We start from the raw sequence: 19,940 nt of genomic DNA on the forward strand, positions 1-19,940 counted from the left end.
CACTTTCCGTCAGCCGACCGGGGACGGGAACAAGATCTGGAGAGGTCGCGGCGACGCGCAGGGCGGCCAGCAGAGCCGCCGGGCTACCCGGCCAGGGCGCGGGTGACGACGGCGAGGTCGGTGACCAGCCCTTCGTACGCCTTGTCCTGATCGTCGGCGCGCAGCACCGCGGACGGGTGGATGGTGGCCAGCAGCCGCGCCGTCGGCACGTCCGCACGCTTTCCGGCGCTGTCCACCGGCACCCGCTGGAAGTCCTCCGGGTGCTGTGCCGACTCGGGCCAGGGCAGTAACTCGCCCCGCTGCCGGGTGACCCGGAAGGACGGGCCGAGCAGCGCCTTGGCGGCGGTGGCGCCGAGCACCACCACGATCTCCGGACGCAGCCGGGCGAACTCGGCGACCAGCCACGGCCGGCAGGCGGTGATATGCACCTGGTCCGGTGTCTGGTGGATCCGCCGCTTGCCGCGCAACTCGAACCGGAAGTGCTTCACGGCATTCGTGACGTAGAGCTGACCCGGCTCCAGCCCGGCGTCGTCGACGGCACGTCGCAGCAGCCGTCCGGCGGGGCCGACGAACGGCAGGCCTTTCTGGTCCTCCATGTCACCGGGCTGCTCACCGACCAGCACCACCCGGGCGCTCTCGTCGCCCCGGCCGAAGACCGTCTGCGAGGCGTCGCGGTACAGCTCGCAGCCCCGGCAGCCACCGGCCGCGGTGCGCAGGTCATCGATGGTGTCGGCATCCGGCGGGATGAATCGCTGGGCGCCCGGAGCGCTCCCGGTCTGCTCGGCCATGCCGACTGTTATATACCCGTTGGGTGCTCGACGGCGGGTACGTCCGCGGCGCGGTGCCGCGACGCGAGGCGTTGGCGACGCGGCACCGACCGACCCGCGTCAGTACCCGTTGCCGCCGCCATCCCCGCCGGAAGCGATCGCGATCAGCACGATAATGATGATGATGATCGCGACTGCGACAGCGATCCAGACTCCCTTACGTGCCCCACCTGAAGCCATGATCCCCACCTCCGGCGCCCCGCATACCCATCTCATCCACCCCGAATCATCGCGATGGTGCACTTTTTGGGTGAACGGACGCGCGCGGCGGGTGGGCGTCAGGTCGGGAAGCCCCGGGGCGGGGTGGGATTCTGCGCGTGGGCCAGGGCGGCCGCCAGCGGGGCCAGATCCTCGGTGGTCAGGGGGCTGACGCAGATGCGGACAGCGGGTGGCGCGGCGATTCGGTAGAGGGCGCCGGGGGCCACCGCCCAGCCGGCATCGCGCAGGGCGGTGACCACGCTGGTCTCGTCGGAGACGGGCAGCCAGACGTTGATGCCGCTGCGGCCGTGCGCGGTCAGGCCGTGCGCTGCCAGTGCGGCCAGCAGCCCTTCGCGCCGCTGCTCGTAGCTCTGCGCCGCCCGCCGCACCTGCTCGGTGACCACCGGGTCCTGCCAGAGGGCGAGGACCAGCCGCTGCAACACGGTGGAGACCCAGCCGGCGCCGACCCGGGTCCGGCCGGTCACCCGGGCCACAGTGGTCTCGTCGCCGACCAGCACCGCGAGCCGCAGGTCCGGGCCGAAGGGTTTGCTCACCGAACGGACGAAGGCCCAGCTCGGGGTGGCACCAGCCAGCGGGTGCAGGGGTACGCGGGCCAGTTCGGCGGCATGGTCGTCCTCGATCAACAGCAGGTCCCGCCGACCGGCGAGCAGCGCCCGTAGTGCTTCGGCGCGGGCGGCGGAGACGGCGGCGCCGGTCGGATTCTGCGCCCGGCTGGTGACCACCAGCGCCCGTGCTCCGGCGGCCAGCGCGGCGGCCACCCCGGCCACCAGTGGCCCCTCGTCGTCAAGGGGTACGCCGATCGGGCGCAGCCCCAGCGCGGCGACCAGGTCGAGCAGGTTGGCCCAGCCCGGGTCCTCCACCGCCACCGCGTCACCGGGGCGCAGGTGTGCGCCGAGCAGCCGTTCGATGCCGTCCAGCGCGCCGCCGGTGAGGGTGAGTTCCCCGGCCGGTACGCGGTCGGCGCTCAGCCGGGCGCGGGCCGCCTCGGCAAGCTCCGGCAGCACTCCCGCGTCGGAGTAGCCGACCGACGGGCCGGTGTCGGTGGCGAGGGCCGCCAGCTGCGGGCCGAGCGGCGGGAGCAGCCGGGGGTCGGGTTCGCCCCGGGACAGGTCGCGGGCGCCGGGCAACGGCGGGGGGCGCAGCGCGGAGCGGCGGGCGGCCACCGGCGGGCGCTGACGCACGTGGGTGCCGTGCCGCCCGGCGGTGGCGAGCAGGCCGCGCTGGCGCAGGTCCTGGTAGGCGCGGGCGACGGTGGCGGGGCTGACCCCCAACTCGGCGGCGAGCGCCCGTACGGGCGGCAGGGCGGCCCCCGGCGGCAGGGCGCCGGTCCGGATGCCCGACTCGATGCTGGCCGAAATCTCGACGGCCGTCGTACCACTGAGCTGATAGCGTGCTGACACAAACAAGAGATTGTACTAGAACAAAGGGGCGAGCGCATGTATCCACCCACCGCCCGGACCACACCCCACCGCTCCCGCGACAAGATGAGCTACGACCGGGCCGCCGCCCACGCCGTGCTCGACGAGGCGTACCACTGCGCGCTCGGCTTCACCGTCGACGGCCAGCCACGGGTGCTGCCCACCCTGCACGTCCGCATCGGCGACACGCTCTACCTGCACGGCTCCACCGGCAGCCGCCCGCTGCTCGCGGCCCGCGGTGACGGGCTGGAGGTCTGCGTCGCGGTGACAGTGCTGGACGGCCTGGTCTACGCCCGCTCCCAGTTCCACCACAGCGCCAACTACCGCTCGGTGGTCGCGCTCGGCACCGCCCGACTTGTCACCGACGAGCGGGAGAAGAGCGCCATGCTCACCGCGCTGGTCGAGAAGGTCGGCTCGGGGCGCAGCACGGACACCCGCCCACCCAGCCGGCGCGAGCTGGCCGAGACCGCCGTGCTGGCACTGCCACTGCACGAGGTGTCGGTCCGCAACCGCACCGGTGGGGTCCGCGAGGACGAGGCCGACCTGCACCTGCCGCACTGGGCCGGCGTGCTGCCGCTGCGGCTGACCGCCGGGCAACCCGAGCCGGACGCCGGGGTCACCGCACCGCTGCCGGCGTTCCTGCGGACGGCCCGCACGCCCTGGCACGATCCGGTGTCGCTGCGCGGCGAGCACGTCCGGCTGGAGCCGTTGGAGCTGGCGCACGCCGACGAGTTGCACGCCGCCACGGCGGACGCCGAGGTCTGGCGACACCTCAGCGTCGCGCTACCCAGCACGCCCGCCGCGACGGCCGAGGTGATCCGCACCGCCCTGGCCGCCCAGCACGGTGGCGAGCGGGTGGCCTGGGTGCAGCGGTGCGCGGCGACCGGGGCCGTGGTCGGCAGCACCTCCTACTACGAGATCGACCCGCAGCGGCGATCGGTGGCGATCGGGCACACCTTCCTCGGGCGGCCCTGGTGGCGTACCGGGATCAACACCGAGGCCAAGTTGCTGCTGCTCAGCCGGGCCTTCGACGACCTGGGCGCGGTGCGGGTGGCGTGGCACACCGACATCCGCAACCTTCGCTCCCAGGCGGGCATCGAACGGCTCGGCGCGACCCGGGAAGGGGTGCTCCGGATGCACCGGCAACGCCCGGACGGCTCCTGGCGGGACACCGTGCAGTACGCGATGACCGTCGACGAGTGGCCGAAGGCACAGGCCCGGCTGCGCAAAAGACTTCTGCGGACGGCACCGGTGGCGTGATGATGGCGGGCGTGCTGGGGATTACCGACATCTGGACGTACGTGCTGGGCACCGTGGCCATCATCCTGCTGCCCGGGCCGAACTCGCTCTTCGTGCTCTCCACCGCGGCCAAGCGGGGCATCGCGGTGGGCTACCGGGCCGCCGGTGGCGTGTTCGTCGGCGACGGGGTGCTGATGTTCCTCTCCGCCGCCGGGGTGGCGTCGCTGCTCAAGGCGTACCCCCCGCTGTTCATGGTGATCAAGTACGCGGGCGCCGCGTACCTCGGTTATGTCGGGGTGACCATGCTGCTCGGCGCCGCGCGGCGCTGGCGCGACCGCAACGACCCGAGCACGCCGCGGCTCATCGACGCCGCGGAGCCGGCGGCGATGCGCAGCCCGTTCCGCAAGGCGCTGGTGATCAGCCTGCTGAACCCGAAGGCGATCCTGTTCTTCATCTCGTTCTTCATCCAGTTCGTCGACCCCGGCTACGCCTGGCCGGCGTTGTCGTTCCTGCTGCTCGGGCTGATCGCCCAGGTGACAAGCGCGCTCTACCTCACCGCGTTGATCTTCGCGGGCACCTTCCTGGCCGCCCAGTTCCGCCAACGTCGCCGGCTGGCCGCCGGGGGCACCACCGCCATGGCCGCACTCTTCCTGGCCTTCAGCCTCAAGCTGGCCACCGCCAGCGCCGGCTGACCCGACGCCGGCCGGCCCGGTACCGGTCGAGGCGGCCGCAACGGGTACGCCCACCCACGCTGCCCCCTGTCCGCTCACCCGCCGGCGAGTCCGCACTCCCGGCGGGTAAGGGAACCATGCCCTCGGGCGGCCAGCGTTCACGCAAACCCGCAAGATCCAGGCAACTTCGGGGAAACTGCTGCCTCCGGTGCGTCTGAGGCAGCAGTTTCGGGGAAGTTGCTCGAATCTTGGCGGGGCGCGCGGGGCGCGCGGGGCGCGCGGGGCGCGCGGGGCGCGCGGGGCGCGCGCGGGTTGGCAGGGTGGTGGCTTGACGGCTGACCCGGGGAGGGGTGGGGGTTAGGTGCCGTCGCCACCGCCGGAGCCGCCGCCTCCTACGCCGGCGCCGCCGGCGGTGCCGCCGAGACCGTAGCCGGGTCGGATCGGCTCGTCGGGGTGGCGGCTGACGTGGGCGGACCCGGCGATCTGCGCGGACCAGTCGGCGTCCGCGGCAGCGGCGGCGTGCCGGTTGATCGCCTGGCGGATCCAGCCGTCCACTGTGGCGACCCAGTCCCGCCGGTCGGCATCTTCGTGCCAGATCCGGAACCGGCTGATGCTCTGGTGGGTGATCCCGGCCAGCGCCAGCCGGCGATCCATCCAGAGGATCGCTTCCAGGCCCGCCGAGTTGGTCACGAAGATCACCTCCAGTTCGGTGATCGGGCCGGCGTAGAGCGGCCCCACCCAGTAGCCCCAGCGCTGGTGCAGCGGCAGGGTGTGCTCCACCCCCGGCAGCCCACCCTGCTGCAACCCCGCCTGGCGGATCATGAAACCGAGGGTGTCCAGCGCCGCGAACACGTGCTGCTGGGTGGGGATCGGGTGCACGAAGACGGGCACCATCGCCCCCTGGTCGAGATCAGGATCGACGGACACCTCGGTCCGCAGACCCATCCGCAGGCTCAGCAGTGGCACCCCACCGAAGGTCGTCACCGGGGTCTCCCAGGGCAACGGCAACGCGAAGTCGACAGCCCTGCGCCGCCCGGCCGGCACGACGAACCGACCGGCGATCGGCACCTGGTGGAACTGCACGAGACGACGGGCGCCGGCCGGATCCTCCGGTTCGACAGTGGTAACGAGGCCGAGCCGGATGTGCCGGACCAGCACGTCCTCCGGCCCGGCTGCGAGGGTCACCCGCCCCGGCAGGCGCAGGCCCGGCCGGGTGCTCGGGTTGGGGAGCGTGGTCTGCACCGACAGCCCGGTCCAACCGGACTCCGGGGACACTCCCGTCAGCCGCACCGCGCGCCCCCTCCCGGGACGGGGCACCGCCGCCCCGCACCAGCCGCGCCTACCCGGTCGAGGTGACCTCAAGCCCGCCCGCGCCGACCCGGCCGCACCATTCGGCGCTGTGCGCACATCGGCCCGGCCGCACCATACGGCGCTGCGCGCCGACCCGGCCGCACCATACGGCGCTGCGCGCCGACCCGGCCGCACTGGCGTTGTGCGGCCGGGTTGGCAGCTCAGCGCAACCGCCGCCCGCGCGGCACCATGTCGGTCTCGTCGTCGAACTCGCCGATGACCTCCTCCAGGAGGTCCTCCAGCGCCACGAAACCGATCGGCCGGGCCGGGCCACCGCCGTTGCGCACCAACGCGAGCTGCGACTGCCGGGCCCGCATCGCCGCCACCGCCTCGGTGACCGAGGACGTCGCGGGCAGGGTGAACGCGGGCGTCATCAGCGCCCCGGCGGTGGCGACCCGGCCGGCGGTGACCACCCGTACCGCCTCCCGGACGTGCACCAGGCCGCAGACGTCGCCCGCCTCGTCGAGCACCGCCAGTCGGGACCGACCGCTGTCCCGGCTGACCTGCTCGATCCGCTCGGCCGGGTCGTCCCGACGGACGGTGACCATGGTGGCGAACGGTTCCATCACCTGAGCCACGGACGTGCCCTGCAACTCCAGCATGCTGGTCAGCAGCTGGTGCTGCTCCGCGCCGAGCAGCCCGTGCTCACGGGACTGCTCCAGCAGGATCCGCAGCTCGTCCGGGCCGTGCACCTGGGCCAGCTGATCCTGCTGGTTCACCCCGACCAGCCGCAGGATCGCGTTGGCCAGGGCGTTGAGCGCGGAGAGCACCGGCCGCGACACCCGGGCGAAGGCACGGAACGGCAGCGCGAGCAGCGTCGCCGAACGCTCCGCGTCGGTGATCGCCCACGACTTGGGTGCCATCTCCCCCACCACCAGGTGCAGGAAGGTGACCACCCCGAGGGCGAAGACCAGGGCGATGAGGTGGCTGGCCGCGTCCGGCAGGCCCACCGCGTGCAGCAGCGGGCTGAGCAGGTGCTCGATCGCCGGCTCGGCCAGCGCGCCGAGACCCAGGGTGCACAGCGTGATGCCGAGCTGCGCGCCGGCCAGCATCAGCGACAGCTCGCGGACGCCGTCCAGCGCGGCACGTGCCGCCCGGCCGCCGTTCACCGCCGCCTGCTCCAGGCGGTACCGCTTGCTGGCCACCAGGGCGAACTCGGCGGCCACGAAGAACCCGTTCAGCGCCAGCAGGATCACCGAACTGAACAGCGCGATCCCGGGGCTCATGCGGTCACCCCCGGCTTGGTGAGCTGCAACCGCACCGAGTCGGCCACGTGCCGGTCCACGGCCAGCACCTCGACCAGCGCCCGCGGCTCCGGGTCCGTCTCGTCGGCCTCGACGCCCTCGGGCAGCAGGCTGATCTCCAGCCGGTCACCGACCTCCGGCACCCGGCCCAACTCCCGCATCACCAGTCCGGACAGCGTGTCGTACTCCGGGGCCTCGGGCAGGGCGATGCCGGTGCTGTCGGCGACCTCGTCGATCCGCCAGCGCGCCGGCACCACCCAGGACCCGTCGTCCTGCCGGGCCGGTGCCCGGTCGGGCGGGTCGTCCTCGTCCCGGATCGGGCCGACCAACTCCTCGGCGATGTCCTCCAGCGTGATCACCCCGGCGAAGCCGCCGTACTCGTCGACCACGCAGGCCATCTGGCGATGCCCGGACCGCAGCCGGTCGAGCACCGTGGGCAGGGGCAACGTCTCCGGTACGAGCAGTGGCGGCCCGGCCACCGCGCTCACCGGGGTGGTGGCCCGCTCCGCCGGGGGTACGCCGAGCACGTCGGCGATGCCGACGATGCCGAGCAGGTCGTCGACGCCCTCCGCACCGCGCACCGGGAAGCGGGAGTGGCCGGTGTCCAGCAGCTCGACCACCCGGCTGACCGGTTCGTGCGCCCGTACGGTGTGCACGTCGACGCGGGGCACCATGGCCTCGCCGGCGGTCAGCTCGCGGAAGTCCAGACCTCGGTCGAGCAGCGTGGACATCTCGGCGTCGAGGCTGCCCTCCTCGCGGGACTCGGCGATGATCTGCTCCAGGTCCGCCGGGGTGGCGCCGCTGGGCAGCTCCTCGATCGGTTCGATACCGAGGCGGCGCAGCAGACGGACCGAGGCTCGGTCGAAGAGCCGGATCAGCGGCCCGAAGACGGCCAGGTAGAGCAGAGTGGAGCGGCTCAGCGCCCGGGCCAGTTGCTCGGCCCGGGCGATGGCCAGGTTCTTCGGGGCCAGCTCACCGAGGACCATCTGCACGATGGTGGCGATGACCAGGGCCAACGCCACCGACAGCGGCAGGCTGACCGCCTCGCTGACGCCGGCCACGCCGAGCAGCTCGGCGAGGCCACCGCCCAGGTACGGCTCGGCGACGTAGCCGACAAGCAGGGCGGTGACGGTGATGCCGAGTTGGGCGCCGGAGAGCATGAAGGAGAGCCGGCTGGTGACGGTCAGGGCCCGGGCGGCGGCCTGGTCGCCGTCATCGGCGAGCTGGCGCAGCTTGCCCCGGTCCACGGCGACGTAGCCGAACTCCTGCGCCACGAAGTAACCGGTGGCGGCGGTGAGCACGATGATCAGAAGGAGACCAACGACAATCAACACGGGTCGCTCAGGGCTCCCGGGGTCGTCGGTACGGGGATATGCCGGGCACGACCCGGCTGGCTACTGCTGCCCTCCTGGGCAGAAGAGTCGATCATGCCGCTATTTTATCGTCGCTGGCTGGGACTCCGCTGGGGGTGGGCCGAACGAAGCGGAACGTCCGGTTCGCCCGCCGTCACGCCGGTCCGGCCGGTCCACCGCCCGAGCCCCGTTCGGCCAGCTCGTCGGCGTCGAGCAGGCTCCGGTCCAGCCGCCCCGACCGGTACGCTGCCCGCCCGATCATCTGGGCCGCGACCGGTGCGGTCGCCAACTGGAAGATCGCCACCAGCAGGATCATGCCCAGGTCCGCCGGAGAGCGCAGCCGCAACGCGATGCCCAGCAGCAACAGCAGCGCCCCGAGCACCTGCGGCTTGGTGGCCGCGTGCATCCGGGACAGCGCGTCCGGAAATCGCAGCACGCCGATCGCGGCGGCCAGGCCGAGCAGCGCGCCGGCCACCAGGCAACCGGCGCCGAGCCAGTCCGCGATCGTCGCGATCACCGCTGCTCCCGAACGGCGAAGCGGACCAGTGACACCGAGCCCACGAAGCCGAGCAGGGAGAGCACCACCAGCACGGGCAGCGTGGTGGCATGTCGGTTGACCGCCGCCTCGGCGCCCACCGCGCCGACCATGGTGGCGAGCAGCATGTCCGCGGCGATCACCCGGTCCACCAGCGACGGGCCACGGTACAGGCGGGCCAGCGCGAGCAGCGCGGTCACCGACAGCAGGACGGTGAGGACGACGGCCAGGAACGTGGTCACGGGCTGGTGCCCCTCTCGGACGAGTCGGTCTCGACGCGGCGCAGTTCGGCGGCGGAGCCCACCGCCCGGATGATCCGCCGTTCGACGGTGCGGGTGCGTTCGCGGGCCACGTCGAGGTCCGCCGGCCCGTGGGTGTCGAGCACGTGCAGGTAGAGCGTCCCGGAGTCCCGGTCCACCTCGAGGATCAGCGTGCCCGGCACCAACGAGACCGCCTCGGCGGTGAGCGCCAGATTCAGGTCGGTGGACACCCGCAGCCGGACCGCGATGATCGCCCCACGCGGCCGATAGCCGGGCTGCACGGCGATCCGGGCGACGTGCAGGCTCGCGCTGACCAACTCGACGACGAACCGGCCGGCGAACACCAGCAGCGCCCCGGGCCGCAGCCGGCCGACGAAGCTGACCGCCGGCAGCGGATAGAAGACCAGCACCGCGCCGCCCACCAGCAGGCCGCCGAGCACGTTGGCCCAGTTGATGTCGCCCCAGAGCAGGTTCCAGACCACCACCAACCACCCGAGCGCCAGCACCTGGTCGCGCCAACGCCCGAGCCGGCCGCGCCCCACCACGCTGGGCGCGGGGGCGTCGGGAGCCGGCTCAGGGGGGCCGGTCACGGCACGCCGCCCGGCAGCACGGCATGCACGTACGGGGTGCGCAGCCGCAGGTCGGCGGCGGCATCCGCTGTGACGTCGAGGAGCGGACCGGCCAGCACGGTCAGCGCCAGCCCGAGGGCGACCAGGGCCACGGTGGCCCCGACCATCAGCTTCGGCAGCTGGACGGCCGGCTCGCTGGTGGCCAGTCGGGGCGCCCGCCAGAAGGCGATGTTCCACACCCGGGACGCCACGTAGAGGGTGAGCAGGCTGGTCAGCGTGCCCGCCGCGACAAGCATCCAGGGCAGCGGACCGCCGGCCGCCACCCCGGCCTGGAGCAGGCCGAGCTTGCCGAGGAAACCGGAGAACGGCGGCACCCCGGCGAGGTTCATGGCCGGGACGAAGAACAGCACCCCGAGCAGCGGCGCCACCCGGGCCAACCCGCCGATGCGGCGTAGGTCGGTGCTGCCGGCGCGCTCCTCGACCAGCCCGGCGACGAGGAACAGGGTGGTCTGGATGGTGATGTGGTGCACCACGTAGAAGATCGCGCCGGAGAGCCCGGCGGCGGTGCTCAACGCCACCCCGAAGATCATGTAACCGATGTGGCTGACCAGGGTGAACGAGAAGAGCCGCTTCAGATCGGACTGGGCCACCGCGCCGAGGATGCCGATCACCATGGTCAGCCCGGCGACGACCATGAGCAGCACGTCGGCATGCCCACCGGGAAACAGCAACGTCTCGGTGCGGATGATCGCGTAGACGCCCACCTTGGTGAGCAGACCGGCGAAGACGGCGGTGACCGGGGCCGGCGCGGTGGGATAGCTGTCCGGCAGCCAGGCCGACAGCGGAAAGACCGCCGCCTTGATCGCAAAGGCCAGGAGCAGCATCAGTTCCAGGGCCAGTCGGACGCCGTCGGGCAGGTCGTCGAGACGCTGGGCGAGTTGGGCCAGGTTGAGCGTGCCGGTGGCCGCGTACACCAGGCCCACACCGGTCAGGAAGATCATCGAGGAGAGGATGCTGACCACCACGTACGTCGACCCGGTCCGGATCCGGGTCTCGGTGCCACCCAGGGTGATCAGCACGAAGCTCGCGGCCAACAGGATCTCGAAGCCGACGAAGAGGTTGAACAGATCACCGGCCAGGAACGCGTTGGTGACGCCCGCGGTGAGTACCAGGTACGTCGGGTGGAAGATCTCCACCGGGCTGGACTCGCTCGACTCGCTGCGACCCTGGCCGATCGAGTACAGCAGCACGCAGAGGGTCACCGCCGACGAGACCACCACCATCAGCGCGGCGAGTTGGTCGGCGACCAGCACGATGCCGACCGGTGCCGGCCACCCACCGACCGCCACCACCACCGGCCCGTGCCGGTACGCCTGCACGAGCAGCAGCAACGCCACGATCAGCGTGCCGCCCAGGCAGAACACGCTGATCGAGCGCTGGAGTCGGGGCTTCCCGGCCAGCAGCAGCGTCAGTGCCGCACCGAGCAGTGGCACCACCACCGGCAGCGGCACCAGCGCACTCATCACGCCTCCTCCCCGCGGCGGAGCCGGCGGCGGGCGGGCTCGGGATCGACCTGCTCCGGGTCGCCGTCCGGGCCCTCCCCGCCGTGGTCGACGGCGCCCACCTCGTTCCGCACCGCCCGGCGGATGATCTGCCGGTCCTCCAGGTCGTCGGGCACCTCGTCGTCACCGGTGAGATACCAACTGCGGTACGCGATCGCGAGCAGGAACGCGGTGAACCCGAAGGTGATCACGATGGCGGTCAACACCATGGCCTGCGGCAGCGGGTCGCTCATCTGCCGCACCGCACCGGTGCCGACGATCGGCGCCCCACCCGGCCGCCCGCCCAGCAGGATCAACAGGTTCACCCCGTTGCCGAGCAGGATCACCCCGAGCAGGATCCGGGTCAGGGTGCGCTCCAACAGCAGGATCACCCCGCAACCGACGAGCACCGCGACAGCCAGCACCAGCACCAGCGTCGGTCCCGCGTCGCTGTCGGTCATGGCCGTGCCACCCTTGTTCGCGACTGCGGGGCTCGCAAGACCGGCTCACTCCTCGCGCTCACCGTGCCACCTCTGTTCGCGACTGCGGGGCTCGCAAGACCGGCTCACTCCTCGCGCTCACCGTTCCCCCTTGTCGACGGCCAGGCCACCGGTGGCCGTCCCGGTGGCCTCGATGTGCCGGTCCACCTCGGCGCCGAGGCTGCGCAGGATGTCCAGCACCAGCCCGATCACGACCAGGTACACACCGATGTCGAAGAAGATTGACGTGACCAGGTGGGCGTCACCGACCAACGGCAGCGACCGGTCGACCTTGGCGCTCTCCAGCACCGACCCACCGACCAGCAGCGCCACCACGCCGCTGCCGACCGCCAGGGCCAGCCCGGCGCCGAGGATCGCACCAGCGCCGATCGGGGCCGCCTCGGTCAGCTCGTACCGGCCGCCGGCCAGATAACGGACCACCAGGGCGAGACCCGCCACCAGACCACCGGCGAAACCGCCGCCCGGCGCGTTGTGCCCGGAGAAGAGCAGGAACAGGGAGAACAGCACCACGGTGTGGAAGATCAGCCGGGTGACCACCTCCAACACGATCGAGCGGCGCTCCTCCTGGAGGGTGGGCCCACCCCGCAGCCACACCGGCCGGCCGGGTTCGTCGACCCGCTGATCCGACTCCGGCCGGCGCGGTCGCGGCCCGGTCCGGGACCGCTCGAAGATCAGGCTGGCCACCCCGGTCGCGGCCACCACCAGCACCGCCAGCTCCCCCATGGTGTCCCAGGCCCGGATGTCGACAAGGGTCACGTTGACCACGTTGCGGCCGTACCCCTCGGCCACCGCCAGATCCGGGAAGGCGGCGGAGATGTCCGGCGCCCGGCGGGCCCCGGCGGCGGTGAGGGCCAGCCCGGCGGCCACCACACCCACCGCCACCCCGATGGCCCGACGGACCCAGCGGGTACGCCGCAACGGACGAGCCGAGAACCGCTCCGGCAGGCGACGCAGCACCAGCACGAAGACCGCGATCGTCGCGGTCTCCACAAGGAACTGGGTGAGCGCCAGGTCGGGCGCGCCGTGCAGGACGAAGAGCATCGCGGTGCCGTAGCCGGTCATCCCCACCAGCAGCATCGCGGTCAGGCGACGACGGGCACCGACCGCCAGCAGCGCGGCGACCGCGATCACCACCACGACCACCGGTTGGAGCAGGTTGTCCCAGAGCGGGATCCGGGCCCGCCACGGGCCGGCGGAGAGCATCGCCGCACCGGGCACCAGCACCAGAGAGACCAGGATGATCCCCAGATACTGCGGCAGGGAGCCGCGCTGCGTCGCGCCGGTGACCTCGATGGCCAACCTGTCGAACCGGCCCACGATCCACTCGTACCCCTGGTTGCCGGTTACCGGCGCGCGGAGCCGGGCCAGCACCGGGGCGAGCGGCCCGCGCACGGCGAAGAGCAGGCCGCCGCCGGCGAGCGCCAGCACGGACAGGCCGAGCGCCGGGGTCGGCCCGGACCAGAGCGCCAGGTGCGCGTCGACCCCACCGAGCAGATCGGCGTACGGGCGCAGCAGGTCGTCCAGCACGCTCGCGGCCGGGCCGGCGAGCAGCCCGACCCCGGCGAGCACCGCCGGCGGGACCAGCAGCGACGCGGCGACCGGGCCCGACTGGGCCGGTGCCACAGCGGGGCGGTCGGCGAACGCGCCCCAGAGGAAGCGGGCGCTGTACGCGACGGTGAGCACCGTCCCGGCGACCAGTCCCGTGAGGAGCAGAGGCTGGTCGGTGAAGGCCCCGAACACCGCCTCCTTCGCCACGAAGCCGACAAGCGGCGGCACACCGGCCATCGACGCCGCGGCCAGCACCGCGACCACGAACAGCGGCCGGGACCAGTGCCGCAGCCCGGACAACTCGCGCAGATCACGGGTGCCGGCACCGTGGTCGATGATGCCGACGACCAGGAACAACGCCGCCTTGAACAGGGCGTGCGCCAGCAGCATCGCGGTGCCGGCCAGGGCGGCGTCCGGGGTGCCCGACCCGGTCACCGCGATCAGCAGACCGAGTTGGCTGACCGTCCCGTACGCCAGCAGCAGCTTCAGGTCGGTCTGCCGCAGCGCGCCCCAGCCGCCGAGCAGCATGGTGGACACCCCGGCGATCTGCACCACCGGCCGCCACGGCCCGACCGTGGCGAGTACCGGCGCGAGCAGCCCGACCAGGTAGACGCCGGCCTTGACCATGGCGGCGGCGTGCAGGTACGCGCTGACCGGCGTGGGCGCCGCCATCGCGACCGGCAGCCAGGAGCTGAACGGCAGCACCGCCGACTTGGACAGCGCGCCGGCCAGGATCAGCAGCACGGCGACCACCAGGTACCCGCCGCCGGGCAATGGCTGGGCGGCGATCTCCGACCAGCGGTAGGTGCCGGCGTGCACGCCCAGCATGATGAACCCGACAAGCATGGCGAGCCCGCCCAGCGTGGTGACGGTGAGCGCCTGCGCCGCCGCCCACCGGCTGGACCGCCGCTCGGTGCTGTGCCCGATCAGCAGGTACGAGAAGATCGTGGTCAGTTCCCAGCCGACGTAGAGCAGCAGCAGGTCGTCGGCGAAGACCAGGACGAGCATCGCGCCGGCGAAGGCGACCAGGACCCCGACGTACCGGGCCAGCCCCCTCGACCCGGCGCTGAAGTAGCGGGCGCTGTAGACCAGCACCAGCGCGCCGACGCCTCCGATCAGCAGTGTCATCAGCCAGGAGAGCGTGGTGAGCCGAAACGCGAAGTCGAGGCCCAGCTGCCGGATCCACGGGTACGTCTCGACCACCGCCCCGCCGTCGGCGACGGCCGGGGTGCGGGCCAGCGCCCAGCAGAAGGCGGCGGCCGGCGCCAGCGCCAGCGGGTAGCAGGCGCGGGGTCCCCACCACCGGACGAGCAGGGGTGCGACGAGGGCCGCCACGAGGTGGAGGACGAGCAGTACCAGCACCTGCGCTCCCGATCCAGGTGGCCGACGCCCGTGCAGCGGCGGCCCCTAGCAGCGATCAGACGCCTGTTCGTCGCCCTTCGGGCGGTTTTGCCGGAATTCCCCCGCTACCCCAGCCGGCCTGGCATGGGGCGGTCCTGGCGCAGTTCGGTCAGCAGGTCGGCTCGGCCGAGTTGGCGTGCCACCCGGTCGACCACCCGTTCCGCGGCGGCCAGCGACCGCACCGAGAGCAACCGACCACGACTCTCCCGGCGCAGCACGAAGTAGTGGACGGCGGCGCGGACCTGGCCACGATCGGCGGCGCTGGCCTGGGCGGTGCACAGGACCAACTCCCGCAGGCAGCGGGCGAGGCGTTCGGCGAGCTCGAACTCGGCGCCGTGCAGACCGCCACGCAGCGCGGCAAGGTGGCCGTCGACCTTGCGAATCAGCACGTCGGTGCCCGGTTCGACGGTGTGCTGCTCGCCAGCCATCAAACCCCCTCACCCCGGTTCGCGTTGGCAGTGAAGTTACTTTATGTTGCTCCTCAGAAGCAAGCAGTTAAGTGAGACTTAACGTATTAAGCGCACGTTCCATGCTTTTTGCTTTTGTCCGGCACATTCCACCGTCGGCCGGTCGTCGTTGTCGTACCGGCGGGGCAGGATGGACCGGTGACCGGGGCAGACGCAGACGCCGGCGCGGTGCTCGCCGACTTCGGCCCGGCCACTCGCGCCTGGTTCGAGGCGGCCTTCGCCGCCCCCACCGCCGCGCAGACCGGAGCCTGGCGGTCGATCGCCGCCGGCCGCAACGCCCTCGTGGTCGCACCCACCGGTTCCGGCAAGACGCTCGCGGCCTTCCTCTGGTCACTGGACCGGCTGGCCCGCGAGCCCGCACCGGCCGAGGCGCGGCAGCGCTGCCGGGTGCTCTACGTCAGCCCGCTCAAGGCCCTCGCCGTCGACGTGGAACGCAACCTGCGCACCCCACTGGCCGGCATCCGGCAGGCGGCCACCCGACTGGGCGTCGCACCGCCCGACATCACCGTCGGCATGCGCACCGGCGACACGCCCGCCGACGAGCGGCGAGCCTTCGCCCGCACCCCACCGGACATCCTCATCACCACGCCCGAGTCGCTGTTCCTGCTGCTCACGTCCGCCGCCCGCGATTCGCTGCGCGGCGTCCAGACGGTGATCGTCGACGAGGTGCACGCGGTGGCCGGCAGCAAACGCGGCGCCCACCTCGCCCTCTCCCTCGAACGCCTCGACGAGTTGCTGCCCGCTCCGGCGCAGCGCATCGGCCTCTCCGCCACCGTCCGGCCGATCGACGCCTGCGCGCAGTTCCTCGGCGGCGCCCGCCCGGTCGACGTCGTGCAGCCGGCCTCCGCCAAGACCATCGAGGTCAGCGTGCAGGTCCCGGTGGAGGACATGACCCGCCTGGACGAGCAGGAGCAGCCACCGGAGGACGACCTGGGCGGCCCCGGGCCACGCCGCGCCTCGATCTGGCCGGCCGTCGAGGAACGGGTCTTCACCCTCATCGGGCAGCACCGCTCGACAATCGTCTTCACCAACTCCCGCCGCAGTGCCGAGCGTCTCTGCGCCCGACTCAACGAACTGGCCGCCGAAGCGGTGGCCGCCACGTCGGCGGAGGGCGCGCTCGGCGTACCGGAAAAGTTGTCTTCGGGCGACGGCGGCCCGGCCTCCGGCGCGGAGCGGTGGGGTGGTCCCGCCGGTCCGGTGCGCAACCGGCCGCCGGCCGAGGTGATGGCCCAGTCCGGCGCGGCGGCCGGCGCGGCGCCGGTGATCGCCCGCGCCCACCACGGCAGCGTCTCCCGGGAGGAGCGCAAGCACATCGAGGAGGCGCTCAAGTCCGGTCAGCTCCCCGCGGTGGTGGCCACCTCAAGCCTGGAGCTGGGCATCGACATGGGCGCCGTCGACCTGGTGGTGCAGATCGAGGCCCCACCGAGCGTGGCCTCCGGTCTGCAACGGGTCGGCCGGGCCGGGCACCAGGTGGGCGCGGTCTCCCGGGGGGTGGTCTTCCCCAAGCACCGCGGCGACCTGCTCTCCTGCGCGGTGGTCGCCGAACGGATGACCGACGGCGCGATCGAGGAGCTGCACTACCCGCGCAACCCGCTTGACGTGCTGGCCCAGCAGATCGTCGCGATGGTGGCACTGGAGCCGTGGCCGCTCGGCGACCTGGCGGTGCTGGTCCGCCGGGCCGCGCCCTTCGCCGAGCTGCCCGACTCCGCGCTGCACGCCGTGTTGGACATGCTCTCCGGCCGCTACCCGTCCACCGCGTTCGCCGAGCTACGCCCCCGACTGGTCTGGGATCGGGCCACCGACCTGCTCACCGGCCGTCCCGGCGCGCAACGACTGGCGGTGACCAGCGGCGGCACCATCCCGGACCGAGGGCTGTTCGGGGTCTTCCTGGCCGGTGCCGAACGGGCTGCGCGGGTCGGCGAGTTGGACGAGGAGATGGTCTACGAGTCCCGGATCGGCGATGTCTTCCTGCTCGGCTCCTCCTCCTGGCGCATCGAGGAGATCACCCCCGACCGGGTGCTGGTCTCGCCCGCCCCCGGCCAGGCCGCCCGGATGCCCTTCTGGAAGGGCGACCAGCTGGGCCGGCCGGTGGAGCTGGGTCGGGCGATCGGCGCCCGGGTGCGCACCCTGCTGCGACAGAGCGACGAGGCGGCGCTGGCCGCGCTGCGTGCCGGCGGGCTGGACGACTGGGCCGCCAGCAACCTGATGGCATACCTGCGCGAGCAGCGGGAGGCCACCCGCTCGCTGCCCGACGACCGCACGGTCGTGGTCGAGCGGTTCCGCGACGAGCTTGGCGACTGGCGGCTCGCCGTGCACAACGTCCTCGGTGCCCGGGTCAACGGGCCGTGGGCCCTCGCGGTGGGCCGCCGGCTGGCCGAGCGGTACGGGGTGGACGCCCAGGTGATGCCCTCCGACGACGGCATCGTGGTGCGACTGCCGGACACCGCCGACGAGCCGCCCGGCGCCGACGTGGTGGTCTTCGAGCCCGACGAGATCACCCAACTGGTGGAGGAGTCGGTAGGCACCTCCGCGCTGTTCGCCGCGCGCTTCCGAGAGTGCGCCGCCCGGTCACTGCTGCTGCCCCGCCGTGACCCGCGCCGCCGCCAACCGCTGTGGCAGCAGCGGCAACGCGCCGCGCAACTGCTCGACGTCGCCCGCGAGTACGCGGACTTCCCGGTCACCCTGGAGGCCGCCCGGGAGTGCCTCCAGGACGTCTTCGACCAGCCGGCGCTGGCCGGGCTGATGCGCGACCTGGCCGCCCGGAAGGTGCGGCTGGTCGAGGTCGAGACGAGCGCGCCGTCCCCGTTCGCCAGGTCGCTGCTCTTCGGCTACGTCGGCGCGTTCCTCTACGAGGGGGACGCCCCGTTGGCGGAGCGACGCGCCGCCGCGCTCGCCCTGGATTCCACACTGCTCGGTGAGCTGCTCGGCCGGGTCGACCTGCGCGAGTTGCTCGACCCCGCCGTGCTCGCCGAGACCGACCGGCAGCTGCGGTGGCTGACCGAGCAGCGCCGCCCCCGCGACGCCGAGGACGTGGTCGAGCTGCTGCGGGTGCTCGGTGACCTGAGCGACGCCGAGTTGACCGAGCGAGGTGTGCCGGAGACCTGGCTGACCGAGCTGGAAGCGGCCCGCCGGGTGCTGCGGGTCCGGATCGCCGGCGAGCAGCGCTGGGTGGGTGTCGAGGACGCCGCCCGGCTGCGCGACGCCCTCGGCGTGGCGCTGCCGGTCGGGGTGGCCGAGGCGTACCTCGCCCCGGTGGTCGACCCGCTCGGTGACCTGGTGGCCCGCTACGCCCGCACCCACGGGCCGTTCGCCGCGGCCAGCTGTGCGGCCCGCTTCGGGCTGGGCGTGTTCGTCGTCGAGCAGGCGTTGCGCCGGCTCGGTGCCACCGGGCGGGTGGTCTCCGGGGAGTTCACACCGGATTCGACCGGCGCCCAGTGGTGCGACGCCGAGGTGTTGCGGATGCTGCGCCGCCGCTCGCTCGCGGCGCTGCGCCGGGAGATCGAGCCGGTGCCGCCCCGGGCGCTGGCCACGTTCCTGCCCCGCTGGCAGCAGGTTGGCTCGTCCGCCCGGGGGGTGGAGGCGCTGGCCGCGACGGTGGAGCAGTTGCAGGGCGCGGCGGTGCCGGCGTCCGCGCTGGAGCGGCTGGTGCTGCCCGGTCGGGTCGCCGACTACTCCCCCGCCCACCTCGACGAGCTGTGCGCCAGCGGGGAGGTGCTCTGGGCCGGGTCGGGGGCGATCTCCGGCGGCGACGGCTGGGTCACCCTGGCGTACGCGGACTCCGCACCGCTGCTGCTCCCGCCCCCCGACGAGGCGTTGACCCGCACTCCCCTGCACGACGCGGTGCTCGACGCGCTCGGCGACGGGCAGGCGCTGTTCTTCCGGCCGCTTGCCGACCGCGTCGGCTCGACCGACGACGCGGCGTTGACCGGGGTGATCTGGGACCTGGTCTGGGCCGGGCACCTCACCAACGACACCCTGGCCCCGCTGCGCGCGGTGCTCGGTGCCGGTGGTGCGCACCGTGCCCGGCCGTCCGCGCCGCGCACCCGTTACCGGCGGCCCGGTCGGGTGGCGCTGCCCACCAGGGGTGGCCCGCCGACCGTCGCCGGCCGCTGGTCGCGCCTGCCCGAACGGGACCTCGACCCGACCCGGCGCGCCGCCGCCCTCGCCGACGTGCTGCTGGAGCGGCACGGGGTGGTCACTCGCGGCGCGGTGATGGCCGAGCAGGTGGTGGGCGGGTTCTCGGCGGTCTACCCGGTGCTGTCGGCGCTGGAGGAGCGCGGCGCGGCCCGTCGGGGTTACTTCGTCGAAGGGCTGGGCGCCGCGCAGTTCGCGGTGCCCGGCGCGGTGGACCGGCTGCGCGCACTGGCCGAGCCGATGGACGGCACCCGGGGGCGGGGCACGCCGGCCACCGTCCTCGCCGCCACCGACCCGGCCAACCCGTACGGCGCGGCGCTGCCCTGGCCGGAACGGGTGGTCGACTCCGGCGACGGGGCCGCCCCGGCGACCGGGCACCGGGCCGGCCGCAAGGCCGGCGCGCTGGTGGTGCAGGTCGGCGGTGACCTGGTGCTGTACGTCGAACGCGGCGGTCGGACGCTGTTGTCCTTCAGCGACGACACCGACACGCTCGCGCTGGCCGGCAAGGCCCTCGCCGACGCCGTCCACTCCGGCGCGTTGGGTGCGTTGTCGGTGGAGCGGGCCGACGGCGAGGCGGTGCACTCCTCGCCGCTGCGCGACGCACTCACCGCCGCCGGCTTCCGGGCGACCCCACGCGGCCTGCGCCTGCGCGGCTGATCCGTCCG

15 protein-coding genes are annotated in these 19,940 nt (G+C 73.2%); 3 read left to right on the top strand and 12 right to left on the bottom strand.

Annotated elements, in window-relative coordinates; all coding sequences use genetic code 11:
* Nucleotides 1-83: 83 nt before the first annotated feature.
* Nucleotides 84-788 (bottom strand): UdgX family uracil-DNA binding protein, encoded by a 705-nt coding sequence (locus ABZU25_RS24180; RefSeq protein WP_355031646.1) that lies wholly within the window; start codon nucleotides 786-788, stop codon nucleotides 84-86.
* Nucleotides 789-1,105: 317 nt separating this feature from the next.
* Nucleotides 1,106-2,446: an aminotransferase class I/II-fold pyridoxal phosphate-dependent enzyme gene (locus tag ABZU25_RS24185; protein ID WP_355031647.1), complete on the bottom strand. Its 1,341-nt coding sequence runs from the start codon at nucleotides 2,444-2,446 to the stop codon at nucleotides 1,106-1,108.
* 36 nt (nucleotides 2,447-2,482) lie between these two features.
* On the opposite strand from ABZU25_RS24185, the gene ABZU25_RS24190 reads away from it, so the two are divergent.
* Together ABZU25_RS24190 and leuE are read left to right on the top strand one after the other, a co-directional pair.
* Nucleotides 2,483-3,724: a bifunctional pyridoxamine 5'-phosphate oxidase family protein/GNAT family N-acetyltransferase gene (locus ABZU25_RS24190; RefSeq protein WP_355031648.1), complete on the top strand. Its 1,242-nt coding sequence runs from the start codon at nucleotides 2,483-2,485 to the stop codon at nucleotides 3,722-3,724.
* On the top strand, nucleotides 3,724-4,395 hold the full coding sequence (gene leuE / locus ABZU25_RS24195; protein ID WP_355031649.1) for a leucine efflux protein LeuE: 672 nt from the start codon (nucleotides 3,724-3,726) through the stop codon (nucleotides 4,393-4,395). Before ABZU25_RS24190 ends, leuE begins: the two co-directional genes overlap by 1 nt.
* Nucleotides 4,396-4,731: 336 nt before the next feature.
* Here leuE and ABZU25_RS24200 read toward each other — a convergent pair whose 3' ends face one another.
* The 10 genes from ABZU25_RS24200 to ABZU25_RS24245 form a co-directional block, all read right to left on the bottom strand.
* Complete coding sequence (locus ABZU25_RS24200; RefSeq protein ID WP_355031650.1) at nucleotides 4,732-5,664, bottom strand: sporulation protein; 933 nt, start codon at nucleotides 5,662-5,664, stop codon at nucleotides 4,732-4,734.
* A gap of 221 nt (nucleotides 5,665-5,885) precedes the next feature.
* Nucleotides 5,886-6,950, bottom strand: coding sequence for a hemolysin family protein (locus tag ABZU25_RS24205; protein WP_355031651.1), 1,065 nt, complete (start codon nucleotides 6,948-6,950; stop codon nucleotides 5,886-5,888).
* The gene (locus ABZU25_RS24210) at nucleotides 6,947-8,302 is read right to left on the bottom strand and encodes a hemolysin family protein (protein ID WP_355031652.1); all 1,356 of its coding nucleotides are present in this window, start codon (nucleotides 8,300-8,302) and stop codon (nucleotides 6,947-6,949) included. Before ABZU25_RS24210 ends, ABZU25_RS24205 begins: the two co-directional genes overlap by 4 nt.
* 172 nt (nucleotides 8,303-8,474) lie before the next feature.
* Nucleotides 8,475-8,834 carry a monovalent cation/H(+) antiporter subunit G gene (gene mnhG / locus ABZU25_RS24215; protein ID WP_355031680.1) on the bottom strand — a complete coding sequence of 120 codons (360 nt, stop codon included), beginning with the start codon at nucleotides 8,832-8,834 and terminating at the stop codon, nucleotides 8,475-8,477.
* Nucleotides 8,834-9,097, bottom strand: a complete 264-nt coding sequence (locus tag ABZU25_RS24220; RefSeq protein WP_355031653.1) for a monovalent cation/H+ antiporter complex subunit F — start codon at nucleotides 9,095-9,097, stop codon at nucleotides 8,834-8,836. Before ABZU25_RS24220 ends, mnhG begins: the two co-directional genes overlap by 1 nt.
* Nucleotides 9,094-9,705 carry a Na+/H+ antiporter subunit E gene (locus ABZU25_RS24225; RefSeq protein WP_355031654.1) on the bottom strand — a complete coding sequence of 204 codons (612 nt, stop codon included), beginning with the start codon at nucleotides 9,703-9,705 and terminating at the stop codon, nucleotides 9,094-9,096. The genes ABZU25_RS24220 and ABZU25_RS24225 overlap by 4 nt, the downstream gene beginning before the upstream one ends.
* Nucleotides 9,702-11,207 carry a Na+/H+ antiporter subunit D gene (locus tag ABZU25_RS24230; protein ID WP_355031655.1) on the bottom strand — a complete coding sequence of 502 codons (1,506 nt, stop codon included), beginning with the start codon at nucleotides 11,205-11,207 and terminating at the stop codon, nucleotides 9,702-9,704. Before ABZU25_RS24230 ends, ABZU25_RS24225 begins: the two co-directional genes overlap by 4 nt.
* Nucleotides 11,207-11,686 (bottom strand): Na(+)/H(+) antiporter subunit C, encoded by a 480-nt coding sequence (locus ABZU25_RS24235; RefSeq protein ID WP_355031656.1) that lies wholly within the window; start codon nucleotides 11,684-11,686, stop codon nucleotides 11,207-11,209. Before ABZU25_RS24235 ends, ABZU25_RS24230 begins: the two co-directional genes overlap by 1 nt.
* A 117-nt stretch (nucleotides 11,687-11,803) precedes the next feature.
* Nucleotides 11,804-14,635 carry a Na+/H+ antiporter subunit A gene (locus ABZU25_RS24240; RefSeq protein WP_355031657.1) on the bottom strand — a complete coding sequence of 944 codons (2,832 nt, stop codon included), beginning with the start codon at nucleotides 14,633-14,635 and terminating at the stop codon, nucleotides 11,804-11,806.
* Nucleotides 14,636-14,739: 104 nt separating this feature from the next.
* A complete protein-coding gene (locus ABZU25_RS24245; RefSeq protein WP_355031658.1) occupies nucleotides 14,740-15,102 on the bottom strand; it encodes a hypothetical protein in 363 nt (120 codons plus the stop codon).
* Nucleotides 15,103-15,279: 177 nt separating this feature from the next.
* Here ABZU25_RS24245 and ABZU25_RS24250 point away from each other — a divergent pair, with 177 nt between their 5' ends.
* A complete protein-coding gene (locus ABZU25_RS24250) occupies nucleotides 15,280-19,932 on the top strand; it encodes an ATP-dependent helicase (protein WP_355031659.1) in 4,653 nt (1,550 codons plus the stop codon).
* The last annotated feature ends 8 nt before the right edge of the window (nucleotides 19,933-19,940 follow it).

This window comes from Micromonospora sp. NPDC005215, assembly GCF_040607915.1.
GTDB lineage: Bacteria > Actinomycetota > Actinomycetes > Mycobacteriales > Micromonosporaceae > Micromonospora.

Excerpts from the sequence above, each read along its gene's own strand:
- ABZU25_RS24205 (WP_355031651.1), bottom strand. The coding sequence starts at position 6,950 with ATGAGCCCCGGGATCGCGCTGTTCAGTTCGGTGATCCTGCTGGCGCTG.
- leuE (WP_355031649.1), top strand. The coding sequence starts at position 3,724 with ATGATGGCGGGCGTGCTGGGGATTACCGACATCTGGACGTACGTGCTG.
- ABZU25_RS24180 (WP_355031646.1), bottom strand. The coding sequence starts at position 788 with ATGGCCGAGCAGACCGGGAGCGCTCCGGGCGCCCAGCGATTCATCCCG.
- ABZU25_RS24190 (WP_355031648.1), top strand. The coding sequence starts at position 2,483 with ATGTATCCACCCACCGCCCGGACCACACCCCACCGCTCCCGCGACAAG.
- ABZU25_RS24230 (WP_355031655.1), bottom strand. The coding sequence starts at position 11,207 with ATGAGTGCGCTGGTGCCGCTGCCGGTGGTGGTGCCACTGCTCGGTGCG.
- ABZU25_RS24235 (WP_355031656.1), bottom strand. The coding sequence starts at position 11,686 with ATGACCGACAGCGACGCGGGACCGACGCTGGTGCTGGTGCTGGCTGTC.
- ABZU25_RS24245 (WP_355031658.1), bottom strand. The coding sequence starts at position 15,102 with ATGGCTGGCGAGCAGCACACCGTCGAACCGGGCACCGACGTGCTGATT.